General features: G+C 41.1%; 18 protein-coding genes. 2 read left to right on the forward strand and 16 right to left on the reverse strand.

Going from position 1 to position 17,797, the window contains the following annotated elements; translation table 11 throughout:
- Window positions 1-5: 5 nt before the first annotated feature.
- The 14 genes from BUC20_RS31860 to BUC20_RS31925 all read right to left on the reverse strand — a co-directional run bounded on the left by BUC20_RS31860 (window position 6) and on the right by BUC20_RS31925 (window position 14,382).
- A complete protein-coding gene (locus BUC20_RS31860) occupies window positions 6-2,321 on the reverse strand; it encodes an NADP-dependent malic enzyme (protein ID WP_073238338.1) in 2,316 nt (771 codons plus the stop codon).
- Between the two features lie 83 nt (window positions 2,322-2,404).
- Window positions 2,405-3,625: a lytic transglycosylase domain-containing protein gene (locus BUC20_RS31865; protein WP_073238341.1), complete on the reverse strand. Its 1,221-nt coding sequence runs from the start codon at window positions 3,623-3,625 to the stop codon at window positions 2,405-2,407.
- 72 nt (window positions 3,626-3,697) lie between these two features.
- The gene (gene gatA / locus BUC20_RS31870) at window positions 3,698-5,116 is read right to left on the reverse strand and encodes an Asp-tRNA(Asn)/Glu-tRNA(Gln) amidotransferase subunit GatA (protein WP_073238344.1); all 1,419 of its coding nucleotides are present in this window, start codon (window positions 5,114-5,116) and stop codon (window positions 3,698-3,700) included.
- A gap of 41 nt (window positions 5,117-5,157) precedes the next feature.
- Complete coding sequence (locus BUC20_RS31875; protein WP_073238347.1) at window positions 5,158-5,361, reverse strand: Sec-independent protein translocase subunit TatA/TatB; 204 nt, start codon at window positions 5,359-5,361, stop codon at window positions 5,158-5,160.
- A 10-nt stretch (window positions 5,362-5,371) separates the two neighbouring features.
- Window positions 5,372-5,764, reverse strand: a complete 393-nt coding sequence (locus BUC20_RS34420) for a twin-arginine translocase TatA/TatE family subunit (RefSeq protein WP_073238350.1) — start codon at window positions 5,762-5,764, stop codon at window positions 5,372-5,374.
- 57 nt (window positions 5,765-5,821) lie between these two features.
- On the reverse strand, window positions 5,822-7,147 hold the full coding sequence (locus BUC20_RS31885; protein WP_073238352.1) for a murein hydrolase activator EnvC family protein: 1,326 nt from the start codon (window positions 7,145-7,147) through the stop codon (window positions 5,822-5,824).
- A 22-nt stretch (window positions 7,148-7,169) separates the two neighbouring features.
- Window positions 7,170-7,961, reverse strand: a complete 792-nt coding sequence (locus BUC20_RS31890) for a lipoprotein insertase outer membrane protein LolB1 (protein ID WP_073238355.1) — start codon at window positions 7,959-7,961, stop codon at window positions 7,170-7,172.
- Window positions 7,939-9,636, reverse strand: coding sequence for a tetratricopeptide repeat protein (locus tag BUC20_RS31895; protein WP_084529467.1), 1,698 nt, complete (start codon window positions 9,634-9,636; stop codon window positions 7,939-7,941). Before BUC20_RS31895 ends, BUC20_RS31890 begins: the two co-directional genes overlap by 23 nt.
- Window positions 9,637-9,648: 12 nt before the next feature.
- Window positions 9,649-10,080 (reverse strand): dUTP diphosphatase, encoded by a 432-nt coding sequence (gene dut, locus BUC20_RS31900; RefSeq protein ID WP_073238361.1) that lies wholly within the window; start codon window positions 10,078-10,080, stop codon window positions 9,649-9,651.
- A 66-nt stretch (window positions 10,081-10,146) separates the two neighbouring features.
- On the reverse strand, window positions 10,147-11,631 hold the full coding sequence (locus BUC20_RS31905; protein ID WP_084529469.1) for an MATE family efflux transporter: 1,485 nt from the start codon (window positions 11,629-11,631) through the stop codon (window positions 10,147-10,149).
- Between the two features lie 3 nt (window positions 11,632-11,634).
- Window positions 11,635-11,907, reverse strand: a complete 273-nt coding sequence (locus BUC20_RS31910) for an acylphosphatase (protein ID WP_073238363.1) — start codon at window positions 11,905-11,907, stop codon at window positions 11,635-11,637.
- A 30-nt stretch (window positions 11,908-11,937) separates the two neighbouring features.
- Complete coding sequence (locus BUC20_RS31915) at window positions 11,938-12,885, reverse strand: NAD(P)H-dependent flavin oxidoreductase (protein WP_073238366.1); 948 nt, start codon at window positions 12,883-12,885, stop codon at window positions 11,938-11,940.
- 5 nt (window positions 12,886-12,890) lie between these two features.
- Window positions 12,891-14,093 carry an amidohydrolase family protein gene (locus BUC20_RS31920; RefSeq protein WP_073238369.1) on the reverse strand — a complete coding sequence of 401 codons (1,203 nt, stop codon included), beginning with the start codon at window positions 14,091-14,093 and terminating at the stop codon, window positions 12,891-12,893.
- A gap of 37 nt (window positions 14,094-14,130) precedes the next feature.
- Window positions 14,131-14,382 carry a hypothetical protein gene (locus BUC20_RS31925; protein ID WP_073238372.1) on the reverse strand — a complete coding sequence of 84 codons (252 nt, stop codon included), beginning with the start codon at window positions 14,380-14,382 and terminating at the stop codon, window positions 14,131-14,133.
- A 118-nt stretch (window positions 14,383-14,500) separates the two neighbouring features.
- Here BUC20_RS31925 and BUC20_RS31930 point away from each other — a divergent pair, with 118 nt between their 5' ends.
- Window positions 14,501-15,331 (forward strand): hypothetical protein, encoded by an 831-nt coding sequence (locus tag BUC20_RS31930; protein WP_200801112.1) that lies wholly within the window; start codon window positions 14,501-14,503, stop codon window positions 15,329-15,331.
- A 304-nt stretch (window positions 15,332-15,635) separates the two neighbouring features.
- On the opposite strand, the gene BUC20_RS31935 is transcribed toward BUC20_RS31930, so the two are convergent.
- Both BUC20_RS31935 and BUC20_RS31940 read right to left on the reverse strand, forming a co-directional pair.
- Window positions 15,636-16,484: a KilA-N domain-containing protein gene (locus BUC20_RS31935; RefSeq protein ID WP_073238375.1), complete on the reverse strand. Its 849-nt coding sequence runs from the start codon at window positions 16,482-16,484 to the stop codon at window positions 15,636-15,638.
- Window positions 16,472-16,729, reverse strand: coding sequence for a hypothetical protein (locus tag BUC20_RS31940; protein WP_073238378.1), 258 nt, complete (start codon window positions 16,727-16,729; stop codon window positions 16,472-16,474). Before BUC20_RS31940 ends, BUC20_RS31935 begins: the two co-directional genes overlap by 13 nt.
- A gap of 198 nt (window positions 16,730-16,927) precedes the next feature.
- Between BUC20_RS31940 and BUC20_RS31945 the strand changes: the two genes are divergently transcribed.
- Window positions 16,928-17,617 carry a helix-turn-helix transcriptional regulator gene (locus BUC20_RS31945; protein ID WP_073238381.1) on the forward strand — a complete coding sequence of 230 codons (690 nt, stop codon included), beginning with the start codon at window positions 16,928-16,930 and terminating at the stop codon, window positions 17,615-17,617.
- The last annotated feature ends 180 nt before the right edge of the window (window positions 17,618-17,797 follow it).

Genomic DNA, 17,797 nt, shown 5'->3' on the forward strand with positions numbered 1-17,797 from the left:
ATTGCTTATTTCTTAGTTATTCTTTTTAATAAACCGCCTTTTCTGGCGTTTGCTTCCTGCTCTTTCGACTGCACATCAAGAACAGCTAAAGTCACCATGTTGACAATCTCACGAACCGAACTTCCCAACTGAACAATATGAACAGGTTTGTTCAGTCCAAGTAAGATCGGACCAACTGCTTCTGCACCACCCAGTTCCTGTAATAGCTTGTATGCGATATTTCCGGACTCCAGGTTCGGGAATACCAGGGTATTTGCGGGAGCATCTACTAAGCTACTAAAAGGAAAGTTATCTTTCAGCAAAGAATTGTTAATTGCGAAATTTCCTTGCATTTCACCGTCTACGATAATATCAGGGTGCTTTTCGTGAAGAATTTTTACTGCTTTTCTTACTTTTTCAGGTACTACTCCTTCGTTCGAACCGAAGTTTGAGTACGAAAGTAAGGCAATTCTAGGTTGGATATTGAACTTACGTACCGCACGTTCCAGTAACAAAGTGATGTCTACCAATTCCTCTACAGTAGGGTCTACATTAACGGTGGTATCACCGAAAAATACGGGTCCTTTTTTGGTCATCATCATGTACATTCCTGCAACCCGGTTTACACCCGGCTCTGTACCGATCACCTGTAATGCAGGCTTAATCGTAGATACATAATTCTTGGTCAGACCAGAGATCATGGCATCTGCTTCACCAAATTCTACCATTGAAGCACCGAAATAATTCCTGTCGCGCAAAAATTTATTTGCCTCAAACAAGGTTACGCCTCTTCTTTGTCTCTTTTGATACAAAGCTTCCGCATATTTTTTCATGCGCTCAGGCTCTAAGAAAGGATCCATGATTTCCACGCCATCCAGTTCCAAAGCATTCTCTTCAATGATTTGTTTGATGATTTCTTTATTTCCCAATAAAATTGGAATGGCAATATTTTCATCTTTTACAATCTGAGCTGCTTTCAGGATTTTATAGTTATCGGCCTCTGTAAACACCACACGCTTAGGGTCAGACTTCGCTTTATTGGTGATGGCACGCATAATTGCATCATCCATTCCAAGGCGTTGTTTCAACTCTTCGGTGTACGCATCCCAATCGGTAATCACTTTACGTGCCACACCAGATTCTATTGCCGCTTTAGCCACTGCAGAAGAAACATTGGTCATCAGACGCAAATCCACCGGTTTTGGAATGATATAGTCCTTACCGAATTTAATATTCTTTTCATTATAGGCCATATTTACAGCCTCAGGAACAGATTTTTTGGCCAGTTCAGCAATTGCCTTCACTGCTGCAATTTTCATTTCCTCATTGATGCTCGTTGCCCTTACATCCAATGCTCCCCTGAAGATGTATGGAAAACCCAGTACATTGTTCACCTGGTTAGGATAATCGGAACGTCCTGTTGCCATAATCAAATCCTTACGGGAGCTGATGGCCAGTTCATAAGCAATCTCCGGGTTAGGGTTAGCCATTGCGAAAACAATCGGGTTTTTCGCCATTGATTTCAACATGTCTACCGTTACGCAATCTGCCGAAGAAAGACCGATGAATACATCCGAATCTTTCATGGCATCTGCAAGTGTAGTCAGTGCTCTTGAAGTTGCAAATTCTGCTTTAATGGCATCCAGGTTTTCCCTGTTATCACGGATCACGCCATTACGGTCGCACATCACGATATTTTCTTTTTTAGCACCTAAAGAAACGTAAAGACGGGTACAGGAAATCGCGGCAGCACCGGCACCATTTACCACAATCTTAATCTTATCCATTTTCTTTTTCTGCAATTCGCAGGCGTTGATCAATGCTGCGGCTGAGATAATGGCTGTACCATGCTGATCATCGTGCATTACAGGGATATTCATCTCCTCTTTTAAACGACGTTCAATTTCAAAGCATTCAGGTGCTTTAATATCTTCTAAGTTCACCCCACCGAAAGTAGGCTCAAGGGCTTTTACTATTTTAACAAAATCATCAACGTTTTTGGTATCCAGTTCTAAGTCGAAAACATCGATATCGGCGAAAATCTTGAAAAGAAGGCCTTTACCTTCCATTACAGGTTTACCTGCTTCAGGACCAATATCACCAAGACCTAAAACCGCCGTTCCATTACTAATAACAGCAACCAGGTTTCCTTTTGCTGTATATTTATAAACATCTTCTGTGTTTTCTGCAATCTTTAAACAAGGCTCAGCCACACCCGGTGAATACGCCAACGCCAGATCTCTCTGCGAGTTGGTTGGTTTTGTAGGTATTACCTGTATTTTTCCCGGTCGCCCTTGCGAGTGGTAGTCCAAAGCATCTTGCTTCCTGTTAATTTTACTCATAAATCAGTCATTTATAAAGGGCCAAAGTTACAATCTTTTAATTAGCCCAGAAATAAAAAAGAATCAGGATAGCGCAGCAGTGATTAGCCTTTTACAGCCATTTTCCGCTTTTTCGAAGATTTAGGATTGTGGATTTTGAGTTTTTGACCCGGAACAATCGAAGAGCCTTTGAGTCCGTTCCAGACTTTTAAATCCTGAACTTCCACATGATACTGATCCGCAATAGCGCTGAGGGTCTGTCCTGGCCGGACTTTGTGATAAGAAACCTCAGCCAAAGGGCGTTCAGTGATTTTTTTCTTTCTTCTGCGGTCGTCATTGGAAGCCAATACCACATGCTGATTCACATCCAGTTCTGTATTGTTTAACACTTCATAGATCTGCGCAAACTGAGCCATATTCACTTTAGGAATGATGATCCGCTTAGGTTCGATTTCTGTTCCATTGACAATTTTCTTCTTATAAGAAGGATTCAGGCTACATAAAGCATCTTCATCGATGCTCAGTGCCCCTGCCAGTTGAGGAAGGGAAACGAAGCGGTTCACATGAATTGTGTCGGTATTTTTTACAAATGGTGATTTCTGCGCCCTGATCTGGTGTTGCCCCGGATAATTCATCACATAGATTGCCGCAATAAATGCAGGCACATAATTTCTGGTCTCCAGAGGAAGGTAAGCCCTGATTTCCCAGAAGTCCTGGGAATCTGCTTTCAGCATCGCCTTTTTCACATTTCCCATTCCGCAGTTATAAGCCGCGATGGCCAGAAGCCAGTCGCCCAGCTCTTCGTAAGCATCTCTGAAATAAGCTGCTGCCGCATAGCTCGCCTGAATAGGGTCTTTTCTTTCGTCTACAAAGTTATCCATATTCAGTCCATAATCTTTTGCTGTTGCAAACATGAACTGCCACAGACCTGTGGCACCTACTCTGGATACCGCATGTGCATTCATAGAAGATTCTATGATGGGCAGGTATTTGATCTCCTCAGGAATATTATAATATTTTAATGCTTTCTCGAAAACCGGAAAATAATAGTCGGAAAGACCGATCATTTTTCCCATCATGTCTTTCCGTCCGCTATAAATATCGATGTATTTCTGTACATGTTCATTATAACTGAGCGGCACCATTTTCTGAATGGAATCCAGTCTGGCCTTGTAGCCGTAATTATGGTTGTAAAAAGTTGGGGTTTCCGGTAAAACAGGGACTGAAACAGTGTCGTTTAGAATTAAAGCCTGTTGTTGCTGAGCAATTGCTGAAAAGCTGGTTAGTGCTAAAATACAAGATGCAAAAAGTACATTTATTTTCATAGGCATTTAGTTGTCTTCAATGGCTATGAAACTTGCAGGCAGGTTTCACAGACAATGTGTCGTGACATGGGTCTAGGTTAAAAATGTATGGGACAGGGAAAGTAGTTCCTGTTCCTTAAAGTGCTTTGCCATAAGCTGTAAACTTAACGGCAATCCTTCTTTATTATTGCCCAATGGGATAGCGATTGCCGGAATTCCCGTCAAAGAAGCCAATACGGTAAAGATATCTGCCATATACATGACCAATGGATCTTCAATATTTTCTCCGATTTTAAAAGGTGGTGTTGGTGTTACGGGACTTAAGATCACATCAAAATCTACCAGCAATTGCTCCATCCGTTCACGGATCAGTCTTCTCACCTGCTGTGCTTTCTGATAATAAGCATCATAATATCCTGCGCTGAGCACGAAAGTTCCCAGAAGAATCCTTCTTTTCACTTCCTCTCCAAAACCTTCCGCCCTGGAAGTCCTGTACAAATCGTTCAGGTTGGCTGCTTCCGTATTCCGGTGTCCGTAATGAACCCCATCGTAACGGGATAAGTTCGAAGAAGCCTCTGCCGTGGTCAATACATAATACGCAGGCACCAGGTAATCCAGCAAATCAAAAGACACATATTCCACTGTATGCCCCTGACTTTTAAAACGCTCAATTGCCTGTAATATCGCTTCTTTTATGGCAGGATCCAGGGCTTCACTTTCCAGCGTTTCCTTTAAAACTGCGATTTTTTTAGGTCCTCCTGATGCCAGGGCAGCTTTATAATCCGGCACTGCACTTTGAGAAACGGTGCTGTCATAATCGTCTGCTCCTGCGAGTACTTCCAGTAAAATGGCCGCATCGCTTACCGAAGAAGTAATGGTTCCTACCTGATCAAAAGAAGAAGCATAAGCAATCACGCCATATCTGGAAATCCGGCCATAAGTAGGCTTCAATCCGATACATCCGCAAAATGCCGCTGGTTGTCTGACAGAGCCACCGGTATCTGTTCCCAGAGCCGATAAGCAAAGGTCTGCCTGTACTGCTACTGCAGATCCACCTGAAGAACCTCCGGCCACACGAGAAGTATCAGCCGCATTTTTTACCACTCCATAATAAGAAGTCTCATTAGAACCACCCATTGCAAACTCGTCACAGTTTAACCTTCCGATGATGATGGCATCTTCGGCAAGTAAACGTTCAACAACGGTAGCGGAATAAGGAGAAATAAAACCTTCCAGCATTTTGGAAGAGGCCGTAACCTCATGGTCTTTATAAGAGATATTGTCTTTAATACCGATCACCATCCCTGCCAGCTTGCCGGCAGTTCCCTGATCAATCTTCTCCTGTACTGCTTTAGCCTGGGCGGCCGCAGAATAAAAAAACACCTCATTAAAAGCATTGAGGTGTTGATGACTTTCTATTTGCTTAAAATAGTGATCCAGAAGCTCAGATAAACTTAGTTTTTTTTGAGCAATAAGGGATTGTATCTCTGATAAGGAGCTATACTTCTTCAAATTTCAAGAATAGGTTAAATTTAAAAATTGGACTATAAAACCTATAAAGGTTTGTTAGTGCGGTTTTGTTCTACTGCATCAGTACCGTCCACACCTTCTTTTCCATCTTTAAATTCTTTAATACCTTTACCCAAACCGCGCATCAATTCAGGAATTTTTTTACCACCGAAAAGTAGCAATACAATGACAAGAATAACGGCGATTTCCATGCCACCAATAGCGGCTAATATGGTTGTGTTTAACATGATATTTTAGTTAAAGTTGTGTTTTATCTGTTTCTATTCTAGGGTTCTCATTGCTGGGCTCAGCAACGACTTCCTTTTTTTCTAAATCTATTCCTTCTTTCGCAGGACTGCTGCCAGGATACATTTGCTCATCCAGGCTGGATTCCGTCGGGTGGTGACGGTCGTTGTTGTTGTCCTTAATCACCGACTCAATGTCGTCCACTATACCTACGGAATTAATGTTGCGGTGGATTTCTCTTTTCACCCCTTCCGAGGCATCTTTAAAATCACGGATTCCTTTTCCTAAACCACGTGCCAGTTCGGGTAATTTTTTACCTCCAAACAACAAAAGCACCGCAGCAAGAATGAGCATGATCTCTCCACTACCCATATTCAAGAAGTCCAATAATGGTCCTGTATACATTTTACTCCCTATTTTTTAAATCTATAATACAAATATAAACATTTCTTGCTCAATCCTCTATTTTGCAGAAAGCCATCCTGCAGGATTCTGAGCAACTGTTCCTCTGTAGATCTGGAATTGAAGTTCCGGCATGTCTCCCGATGAGGCCACTGTACCAATGGTCTGTTTTGTGCTCACATCGTCTCCCTGCCCTACACTCACCGATTTCAGGTTCTGATAAACGGTAAAGAACTGTCCGTGTTTGATCAGCACATAATACCTTCCAAGGGCATTTCCTACTTTAGTAACTTTTCCGTTAAATACCGATCTTACCGCAGCACCTTCACTCGTTTGAATGGTAATCCCTGCATTATCGTAACTCGCCTGACCTTCTTTATGCTTACCGAAGCTCTCTGTAGTGGTACCTGTAGCCACTGGCCATGGTAAAGAGCCTCTGTTGCTTTCAAAGGCAGCAGACAGTTTTGCAGCTTCCGGAGTGGCAGTCAGGTAATTGTTATTGCTATTGGCAGTTACCGTTTTCGGCTTGGCCACCGCAGCTACAGGAGCTGGTTTATTTTCAGCTTTCGCTCTGGCAATCGCAGCAGCCCTTTCGGCAGCAGCTTTTGCAGCGGCAGCTCTTTCCGCAGCCCTTGCTGCTTCTTCCGCTTTCTTTTTAGCAATGGCAATCTCACGGGCAATGGCTGCACGGATATTTCTATCGATCTGTGCCTGTTGTTTCTTGCGGGTTACAATATCCTGTTTGTATTGCTTTTCCTGCTTACTGATCTTATTCAGTACCTGAGCCTGTTCGTTTTTATTCTTGCCCAGTTTATCTTTTTCATTCTCCTGTTCGTGCAGAAGACTGCTTTTTTCCTTTAAATTTTTATCCAGTACAACGATCTTATAATTCAGATCTTTTTGTGTTCCCTGAATATATCCGGCCTGCTTTTTACGGTACTGACCGAACTGCTGAAGGTATTTGATCCGCTTATAAGCCTGGTTGAAATCGCTGGCTGCAAAGACAAACATGATCTTTTCGTAGGCATTCCGGTTGCGTTGTGCAAAACGGATCATGCCTGCATATTCTTTTTTGAGCTGCGAAAGCTGCCCTTTTAAGTTAATTACGGTATTGGTATTCTCATGGATCTGATTGTCAAGGTTTTTGATCTCAGAGTTGATGACCGTGATCTTGTTCTGCATCAAAGTGATTTGAGTATTCAATGCATTGATCTGGGCCTGAGTAAGTTTCTTATTCTTTGCAGTCTTAGTGAGGTTCCTCTGCAAGAGTTCTATTTCACGCTGAATAGCTTCCTTTTTTCTTTTAAGCTCTGAACTGTTTTGCGCAACGGCGATTGTTGCGGAGCATACCAATAATAGGAGTAAAAGTAATTTATTTAGCTTCATTGCGTCAAAAGTATGAAAAAAATCAGTTTATTACTTCATACTTACCTGGAACATTAAACGGAAATTCAACCGGAACATTGCTTTCTACTTTTGAAAAATCCAGTTTAAGGTTGATCTTTTGTGTACCTGCCATCGAATTGATACTTAAACTGGTAGGAAATAAAGCACCGTTCATATTTTGATAATCTCCGTAAACTACCTTCAGCGACTTCCATGACTTCAGGTCGTTCAGGTTGTTCTCGGAAACTTTCATCAGGGTATTAAATAAAACACGGTAGCCCAGCGCTGCCTGCTCCCCTTCCACTACCCAAACGCCGTTTTCCAGCTGCAGGTCTGAACCCTCAGTCATGAGCTCATTAATCGTATTCCCCGATAAGATCGCCTGTAACATTTTAAAATTCACCTGCTGGTTCGAGAAGCGGTGAACATAGTTAAAAGGCTTTTTCAGGTAAACACCCTGCAATTTATTCAACACCTTAATGCTATCTGGCGTGATGAGTGCGCGGGCCCCTTCAATCCCCATGAATCCGGTAACACTTACCCAGATTCCTTCATCTTTCCTGATGCGGATGTTCATACTGACATCGTTCGGATTCCCATTGATTTCCAGAACGGCCTTTCCCTTCAAAGACAAAGTGGTAAAAGCCACATCTTTTTGCTGCAATAACTGTAAGGTTTCTGACTTTTTACGGTCTACCACCACAGAATCCGAAACCGGGGGTACCACCACAACGACTTTCTTTTTCGTCTTACAAGCCATCGTGAATGCCACCAATGCCAGGAGTATGACCTTACTTAATATATTTCTTTTCATTGATCTTTCGGTTTAAATTCGGGGAGTCATTTCCGGCTTCTTTTGCTTTTTGCCATTGGGTCAATGCCAGGTCTTTTTCTCCTTTCAGGAACAGAATGTCACCATAACGTTCCAGATAAAGTCCATTTTTTGAACCATTATCCAGCAGAGCCTTTTCTGCCCAGACTTTAGCCTGTTCGTATTTTTCCCTTTTCAACAACACCAATGCATAAGTATCTGCAATGGAAGAGTTAGCGGGCATTGCTGCAGCTGCTTTGGCAATCAGCGCTTCTGCTTTATCCAGATGCTGATCCCGCAAAGCAAGATAAAAAGCATAATTATTTAAAAGCAGGTAATTGCCTGGTGCCAGAGCCACTGCCTTATCAAAAGCAGCATTGGCCTCAGAGAATTTCTTTTCATCAATGAATATTTCTCCCTGCAATCCCAAGACCAGTGCCTGAAGCTCTTTATTGTCGCCATCCAGCTGCAAGGCCGATTTGATATTTCCTAAAGCGGTCGCATTCTGGTTATCGCGGTGTAAAGCAAAAGCCATATAATAGTACAACACCGCCTGATTGGGATAGATTCCCAGGGCTGCATCTCCCGTTTTCACCGCTTCTTTATATAATCCCAGACTGGTCTGAATGTTCAATACCTGCTCCCAAACCGGATATAGATCTTCGGTTATTTTCAACACTCCCTGATATTGCTCCAGGGCTGCAGGGAGATTCCCCTGTTGGTATAACACATCACCATACAAGGCCTGAGCTTTCGGATCCGTTGGGTTAGACTGTACCATGATCTTTGCCAGATCTGCTGCTTCCTGAATCCTTAGTTTGTTTTTACCTGTTCCTCCAAGCAGCATCATGACAATCTTCATCTTCCGCTCCGGAGGCATCATCTGACTGGCGAAGGCAGTCCTTAACGACTGACCTGCCGCTACACTATTTTTTGTATTTCTATAATAATCCGCAAGGGCAAGATCCACCTCATAATTATCGGCCTCTACCGTTTTGGCTTTCTGAAGCAATGGCAGGGCGGTTTCATATTGCCCTTTTTCCATCAGCGACTCACTCATTTCGAGTAGTCCTTTCACATCCTCCTGCCCTTCTGCAAGAATCTTTTCCACTTCCTGTTTTGTAGCAGCTTTCCCTGTGCCCAGCGTAATTCTTTGCCGGGCCTGGGTCAATGCTTTTGATGGCCCAAACTTTTGTTCCAGTACATCATAACCCTTTAGGGCCTCTTCTGTCTTGCCCATTAAAAGGTAAGCATTGGATTTATCGAAATAATAGGCATCATTTTCCGGTGACAAACGGATCATTTGTGTAAAGACCGTGACCAACCCGTCCATATTCCCTTTGCGCTTATACAATTCGGCCAGGAGTTTCCAATACCAAAGGTTATTGGCATCCAGTGCCGCTGCTTTCTTAATCGAAATCTCTGCCTCTTCCAGCTTATTCTGCCGGTAGTTAAGGTTTGCAATTTCATAATGCACCGCTGCATTATTCGGGTCTATGGTTAATATTTTGTTGAAGCTCTCCCCGGCCTTGCTATAATTTTCATTCAGCTTTTCTTTCAGGCCGGCAAAGAAGAGGTTTTTTACTGCATTACTATCCAATAGGGGCTTTACAGGCTGTTGTGCTACAGCCGACAGGCCCACAACAAGTAAGGGCAGTAAAAGAAACCTTTGCTTCATATTTTGTATGTTTTACTTTCCAGTGTGTCCGTATCCACCTGCACCACGTGCAGTGTCGCTTAGCTCTTCCACTGCTTCCCATGAAATTGTTTCATGCTTGGCTATCACCATCTGCGCGATCCTGTCACCATTATTGACTACAAAATCTGTATCAGAAAGGTTCACTAACAATACTTTAATCTCTCCACGGTAATCGGCATCGATCGTTCCCGGAGAATTCACAATACTGATGCCATGTTTATAGGCCAGACCACTACGTGGACGGATCTGCGCTTCATAACCTACCGGCAATTCAATATGTAAACCTGTTGGAACCAACACACGCTGTAAAGGTTTAATGGTGATTTCAGTTTCTGTAAAAGCACGCATGTCCATTCCCGCGGCATGAGCAGTTTCATATTGAGGCAATGCATGTCCGGAATTGTTAATGATATTAATCTTCATTGTTGTATATATTGTTGTTATTTTATTTTTTAAATAATACGGCTTTCAGGTTATTTCTCTTTCAGGTTATTTCTTAAATAATATAGCCTTCAGATCGTCCTTCTCAAAATAAGCAATACCTGCAATGAAAACGATCAGCATTGCATTTCCGATATAAATATTTCTGTTAAATACCCAGAAAGATAAAATCACCAGAACCACAGAAATGAACAGATAGGTCAGGATTCTTTTCAGGTTGTAAGGAATCGGATAATATTTCTGCCCTAGTACGTACGAAATGACCATCATTACCGCGTAAGCCAGCATAGACACCCATGCAGAGCCCATATAGCTGAACCTGGGAATGAGCACAAAGTTAAGGGCAATGGTAATCAACGCTCCGATCACCGAAATATATAACCCGAAACGGGTCTGATCCGATAACCTGTACCAGATGGAAAGGTTCATATAGATCCCTAAACAAACATAACCAAATAACAGAAAAGGAACGGCTGGAAGGCCAACCCAATATTCCTCTTTACGGATAAAGTATTTCAGGATTTCGATATTGGTGACCAGGCCAACAAACATAATGGCCAGCGCAATTACAAAATAATGCAGAATGGCAGCATAGGTCTTTTTCGCATTTGCATTCTTCGCATGACTGAAGAAGAAAGGTTCCGCACCCAGACGGAAGGCCGTAATAAAGATGCTGATAAATACCGCAATCTTACAAACCGCACCATATACCCCTACCTCATGATCTGCAATTTTCTCTGGCAACAACCAGCTCAAAACCACCTTGTCCAGGTTTTCATTGACGATAAAGGAAAGGTTGGCCACCAGAATGGGCCAGGAATAAGAGAACATTTTACCAAACAACTCCTTATCAAACTTCAACTGAATCTTTAAGAACTGTGGTAACAATAACAGAAAGGTCAGCACACTTGCAGCAAGGTTTGAGATAAATATATACCCAAGCCAGGTTCCGCGAAACCAGGAACTTAACCATCCAGATAAAGGCCATTGTTGATCAATGATAAAAGGAATGGCATAAATGAACATGAGGTTCAGCCCCACAAAACATCCAATATTCAAAAACTTAATCAGGCTATATTTGAAGGCTTTATTATCAGCTCTTAACCTGGCAAACGGAATCACGCATATCGCATCGGTAAACAGGATCCACAGAAAATACTGGACGTAGTTTTTATAATCCTCCAGTTTTTTAGGATCATCGGTCAGGTAATTGGCAATCGAATTGGAAAAAACCAGGCCAGTCATCAGGAACAAAACAGAAATAAAGGCCACACACAAAAAGGAATTGTTGTAAACCTCCTGCTTTCTGTCTTCATGTTTATTCAGGTACCTGAAATAGGTACTCTCCATTCCAAAGGCCAATACCGCATTGATCATCGAGGCATAGGCAAAGAGGGTCGTCATGATCCCATAAGTACCTGCCGCAAATTTCCCGGTATAGATTGGAGTCAGGATGAAGCTAAACAGTCTGGAGAACACAGTACTCAAACCATAAATTGCTGTCTGACCGAGGAACTTTTTAATTACAGACACGTGCTATTTTTTGAGGATTTCAAAATTACGATAGTTCTTCAGTTCCCCTGAAATTACTTCAACCTTTTCAATCTTCGCCCTGTCCGGACCTTCATTGCACCATTCCAGAAAAACTTCTAATGAAGTCTCATCACCTTCAGCTTCCATATACACACTACCATCTTTCTCATTCCTGATAATCCCGCGGACACTCATCTGATCTGCGATTGCTTTTGTGGTTTGCCTGAAAGATACACCCTGCACTTTTCCGGTAATTCTTATCTTGATGTGATTCATTTATTATTCAAATATTATTTTTCAATTGTCTTAAAATTCCAGCGAACTGATTCGTTGTTTTTCTGTTAAAAACTCCTGCCAGATCTCGTTGAGGATGGATGCAGCGGGCTTAATCCCCTTTAACATGGCGGATACCTGTCCGATCTCCAGCTCACCTTCTTCCAAATTTCCTTCAAACATACCTAATTTTGCGCGTGCACGCCCTAAAAGCTGTTTCAATGTTTCTGCATCCGCGCCTTCGGCTTCTGCCTGGGCAATGGTTTCATCAAACGTATTTTTCAGCAACCTGACCGGAACGAGCTTTTTCATTCTGAGCTTGGTATCTCCCTCAGTGGCATTAATGACCCTGTTTTTAAAATCAGGATGTGCAGAGGATTCTTCTGCAACAGCAAAAGCTGATCCGATCTGTACCCCATCAGCACCTAAAGCAAGAGCTGCCAGCATTGCCCTCCCACTTCCAATCCCTCCGGCAGCAATCACCGGAATTTTCACCTGATCCTTCACCATAGGAATTAAACATAAGGTAGTGGTTTCTTCTCTACCATTGTGCCCACCGGCTTCAAAGCCTTCTGCAACGATCGCATCTACCCCACAGGCTTCAGCTTTCAACGCAAATTTTGTGTTGGCGATGACATGCACCACTGTAATTCCTTTTTCTTTCAGGAAGCCGGTCCAGCTGGCCGGATTCCCTGCAGAACTGAATACAATCTTTACACCTTCCTCTACAATGATGTTCATGATTTCTTCCACATTTGGATAGAGCAAGGGAACATTCACAGCAAAGGGTTTTGAAGTGGCATTTTTGCATTTACGAATATGAGTTTTCAACACTTCCGGGTACATAGACCCTGCGCCAATAATTCCCAATCCGCCAGCATTAGAAACCGCCGAAGCAAGTTTCCATCCGCTACACCAAATCATTCCCGCCTGAATAACAGGATATTGTATATTAAATAAAGTTGTAATTCTGTTCGACATATCAACTAAGCTATTCTTTTAATTTTGCCACTTACCAGGATATCCACATAGTTATCCACAGGCTTATCCACAAGGTTCTCCACAATTTCCAGGAGGACAATACCAGGCGTCTTTCCAACAGCTAAGCTACCAAAACGGTCTTCAATTCCTAAGAACTCAGCACCATTCCATGTAGCCCATTTCAACAGCTCATCAAAAGAAACTTTAAAATGTTCCTGTAAGGTTTTCATCTCTTCAATGATGCTCAATTGATCATTGCTTGCCAGACTGTCGGTACCAAGGGTAATTTTAACATTTGCCTCCTGCAGGAGTTTTAGTTCTGGCAGTTTATCTTCTATATACAAGTTTGCATTCGGGCATAAACACCAGTATAACAATTGGTGATGATTTTCAGCAAAGTCAAGGTCTGATTTACTGGTAAACGTATTGTGTACGAGTAACGTTTTTTGCGTAGCAGAAAGTTCAGGCAGATAAGAAGGTAAAGAGGGTTTTCCTGTCGCTTCAAAAAAATCAATATCCAATCCCAGAAACTGATACAATTTCAAAAAGCTTCCTGTTTTATGTTCAAAAAAGGCATTTTCATCCGGAGTTTCCTGGTTATGAATACTAATCAGGTCATTGTTCTTTTCTCCTTCTGTACGAATCTCATGAAACAATTCATCAGAGACTGAGTAAGGAGCATGAGGAACAATCGAACCAGACAAAGGCTTAAAAGCATTTTTTAAGTCAATAGCAGCTTTGATAATTTCTCCGGCTTTAACCGGATTGAAACCCATTGCTTCGATAAAAGTATGGTAATAGATACCACTAATCTCCTTTACTTCTTTTGAAATGAGTTTATTGGAGATATCTCCTACCGCCACAATTCCGTTTTCATACATCTTTCTGTCGGCCGCTTCCATTGCAGCAATTACTTCTGATTCTTCAGCCTGTCTTTGGCGGATCACCTGCTCCACAAAACCAGGAAGTCCGGTATGTCTGGCAATCTTACCTTGTAAATGTGAAAGTTCCAGGTGGCAATGGGCGTTCACGAATCCGGGAACCAACGCTCCTTTATAGTATTTGATGTCAGTGATCCCTTTAGTCGCGGCCTCATCAGCAGTAAGGATTTCTTTAATTAAGCCTTCGGAATCGACGCCAATCACCCCGTCTTTCAAAGGGGCGGCTGATACGGGATAGATGTATGATGCAGAAATGTAGGAAACCATAATCACAAAGAAAAGACATTTCGTTTGAAAATCAATTTTAACGGTCTCCTTCTACGTACTCAGTCAGCACTTTTATTAATGCAATTCTCAAACTGCTTTCGTCAGCCCGAATCATTTCTCTTTTTTTGATCTCTGGAAAAGCGATAAGTACAGTATACTCATCTTCGTTTCTTTGACCATCAAACTTTATTAAGGCGATATCACCCTTATTTTTTACCTGCTCAAAACAATTCAACAGCTCCTCCATTGATATGCTTTTTTTAATTAAAATCTCTTTTATAAAATTCATATATCAATTAAACTGTCTTACCCAAACCTCATTTTCAGGAACAAGATTAAACAAATTCTGTAATCATTTAAGTAATCAAAATTATTTTACCTTAGATAGGCCTTTAAACATCAAGCCAATGAAACCTTATCACTACTACTCTTTCTTATTATTATCCTGCTTAATCCACCTGGCTTGTATCAATTCCAAAAATAAGGAAAACAAAATACCTCAACAAGGCAATCCAGCGAGCACCTCTTATGACTCCACAGCAAAAACTATACATGTCTTCGTAGCCCTTTGTGACAATGCTCATCAGGGCATTGTCCCCGTACCGAAGGCTATTGGCAATGGGCAAGACCCAGCAAATAACCTCTATTGGGGCTGTCAATATGGAATCAAAACATATTTTAACCGGAGCAACGAATGGAAACTAATCCGAAAACAAAAACTTAATAGCTTAATTCTGGAGCGGCTGGTTTACAAGCATAGGTCTAAAAATTATTACCTGATTGCAGATGCGTATAATGGTAAAGAGATTAAGCAGTGTACCATCAATTTTCTAAAAAGTAGCAGCGGTCAGTTAAAGGAAACGCTACAGGTAGATCAAAAAACGATTGGAATCTCTGGTAACGCCAGGCTAATGGCCTATATCGGCCACGATGGATTGATGGACTTTAATCTGGATAATGAATTTGCCAATGTAGACAAGAAAAAACGGGATGTGATCATTCTGGCTTGCTACAGCAAAAGGTTTTTCGGTCCCCATTTAGACAAAAAAATGGTTAATCCTCTGGTCTGGACCAGCAACCTCATGTGCCCAGAAGCTTACAGTCTGCACGATGCACTCAATGGCTACATGAACAATGAAAGCAATGAGCAAATTCAGCAACGCGCAGCAGCAGCTTATTCCAAATATCAAAAATGCAGCCTTCGTGCCGCTAAAAACTTATTGGTTACCGGGTGGTAACACCATAACCAATAAGCCGAACTCTTGGGCTATATCTCTGCTACCCCCTTTTTGAGCTACTCGAATTTTTTCGAGTAGCTGAACCTTTCTCAAACTCTCCACTTTTTTTGGCTTTGAGGCCACAAATTGTGACCTCCAATTATCAAATTCCTTGTTAATATTCTACACCTGTTGTGTAAAACTCAATAGCGTAAACTTATCTCTAAATTATCCTTTGAGGTCACAAATTATTGCCTCAAAGCGAGGGACTTCTTTGCACAACATCTTGTTATTATAAATAATAATTAAATCAGATTCAACACTATCATTTGTTTTTATCAATGGATTTTTTAAGTTTTGCTTGGATTTTTTCCGTCGTATAAGAGGACTTTCTTAATGATTTTAATTGGGTGACGGCTATCTTTCTTAATTCAAGCAATCTCCCCTCTTGAGACATTCCTTTTTCTATTAAATATGCGTTATTGTTTTCTAGATTACTTAATACGATTAACTGATGAATATCCGCCAAATCTCGCATATTAAGCCCTCTCTTTGCGTGACTTAGATTTTGATCTTTCCATTCTTTTGCCGTCAAACCAAACAAGGCAACATTTAACATATCAGCCTCACTTGAATATACATACTTAGATTGCTCCTCCGTTAACTCTGGAATTATATGCTCCTTGATAGCATCAGTATGTATAGTATAGTTTGTTTTAACCAAGAATCGTCGAAAATCCCAGCCAGAACTCAATCTGCCTGCCTCTTCTTGCTTTAGCTTTTGATATTCGGTTATGAGTATTAATTTAAATTCAGGGCTAATCCACATGCCAAATTCAAATGCAATATCTTTATGAGCATATGTTCCTCCATATCTTCCTGCAGTTGCAGATACGCCTACTGCTCCAGTTTTTTCAATCCAGTCTTTAACACTTATCTTAAAATTATTTAAACCTGCTTTTGATGCTATTATGGCAAATTCGCCATAATTAAAATTCGGCTTATTTAGTTTTTCCCAGACAGATAAAAATTCCAGAGTATTGCGGTTACGCAACCAGTCACTAACAAAAAAATCCCCATCTTTTGCTTTTATCATATCAGTGAGACAAATTCGATCATCATTATCTTTAGACATCAATCTTACTTCGGTCCCTTTAATATTTATCTTTGCCATACGATTACATTTTTGATGATTTTTGTTTTAATATCGTTAAACCCTGTTTCCAGGATTTCAATAGTTGAAGAAGAACCACCTTGTAATAAATCTATTTTTTCATTGATTGCACTGAGCTTAGTATCAATGGTGTCAAATCTTTTGTTAAACGATTCGAAATTTTTATCAATCTTTTCAAAAGCCGACTGAACCGCATCTATAAAGGTATCCAGCTTATCTTCTAACATCCTTAATCTTTCCTTCATGTTTCAATGAATTTCAACACCTCAAATATACATATTATACAATAAATATCTTTATTGTATAATATGTATATTTCAAAATTTATTTAAAATCAGACAAGGCTCCCAACCTTTAGATGATCCCCTAAATTCCTTTTTATATTTTGTGCATTAAAAAGCATAAGATGCTTAACTTTATCAGCCTCTAATCAATCAAACCTCATGAACCGCATAGACAGACTTTTTGGTATCCTGCTTTTACTTCAAACCAAGAAACACGTAACCGCAGACCAAATCGCAGACCGCTTTGAAATTAGTGTCCGTACGGTTTATCGTGACATTAAAGCTTTGGCAGAGCAGGGAATCCCGATCAGTTTTGAACAACCTAAAGGTTATTATATAGTACAAGGTTATTTCCTCCCTCCGGTTTCCTTTAACTCAGAAGAGGCAAATGCACTACTTATTATGGAGCGGCTTGTGGCCGGCTTTGCAGATAAATCTATTCTAAACCACTATACCAATGCCCTGAACAAAGTAAAGGCAGTGCTGAGAAACTCTCAAAAGGAAAAGCTGGAGTTTCTGAACAACAACATCAAGCTCCAATTACCCCAATCTATAAATAATGAGTTTGAATATCTTTCTCTCTTACAAAATGCCATATCGGCCCAATGCATCATTGAAATAGAGTATAGCAATAACAACAAAGAAACAAGCAAACGCGAAGTCGAAGCCATAGGATTAATTTTTTATGCTTTTAACTGGCATTTAATAGGCTGGTGTCATTTACGGAAAGAATACCGGGACTTCCGGGTATCCAGAATTGTAAAGGTAAGGCAAACTGATTCTCCTTTCAGAAAAGCAGACCACATGCCTTTAAGCGAATACATGAAAGTTCTTCCGGTAAATTATTAAACCTGCTTAACCAGGCTTCCCGGGAAGGTGTTCCAGTTTATTTTTAAGGACCTGATACTCCTTTTCCAGGGTTCGGAATGCCTTACTATCGACGGGATTCCCCCTGTTGTTCTTCATTTGCTGTAAATAATCAGCTTCTACTACGTCAAACCGCTGTTTTACTTCAGCATATTTCTTTTT

This window comes from Pedobacter caeni (genome assembly GCF_900129215.1).
Lineage (GTDB): Bacteria > Bacteroidota > Bacteroidia > Sphingobacteriales > Sphingobacteriaceae > Pedobacter > Pedobacter caeni.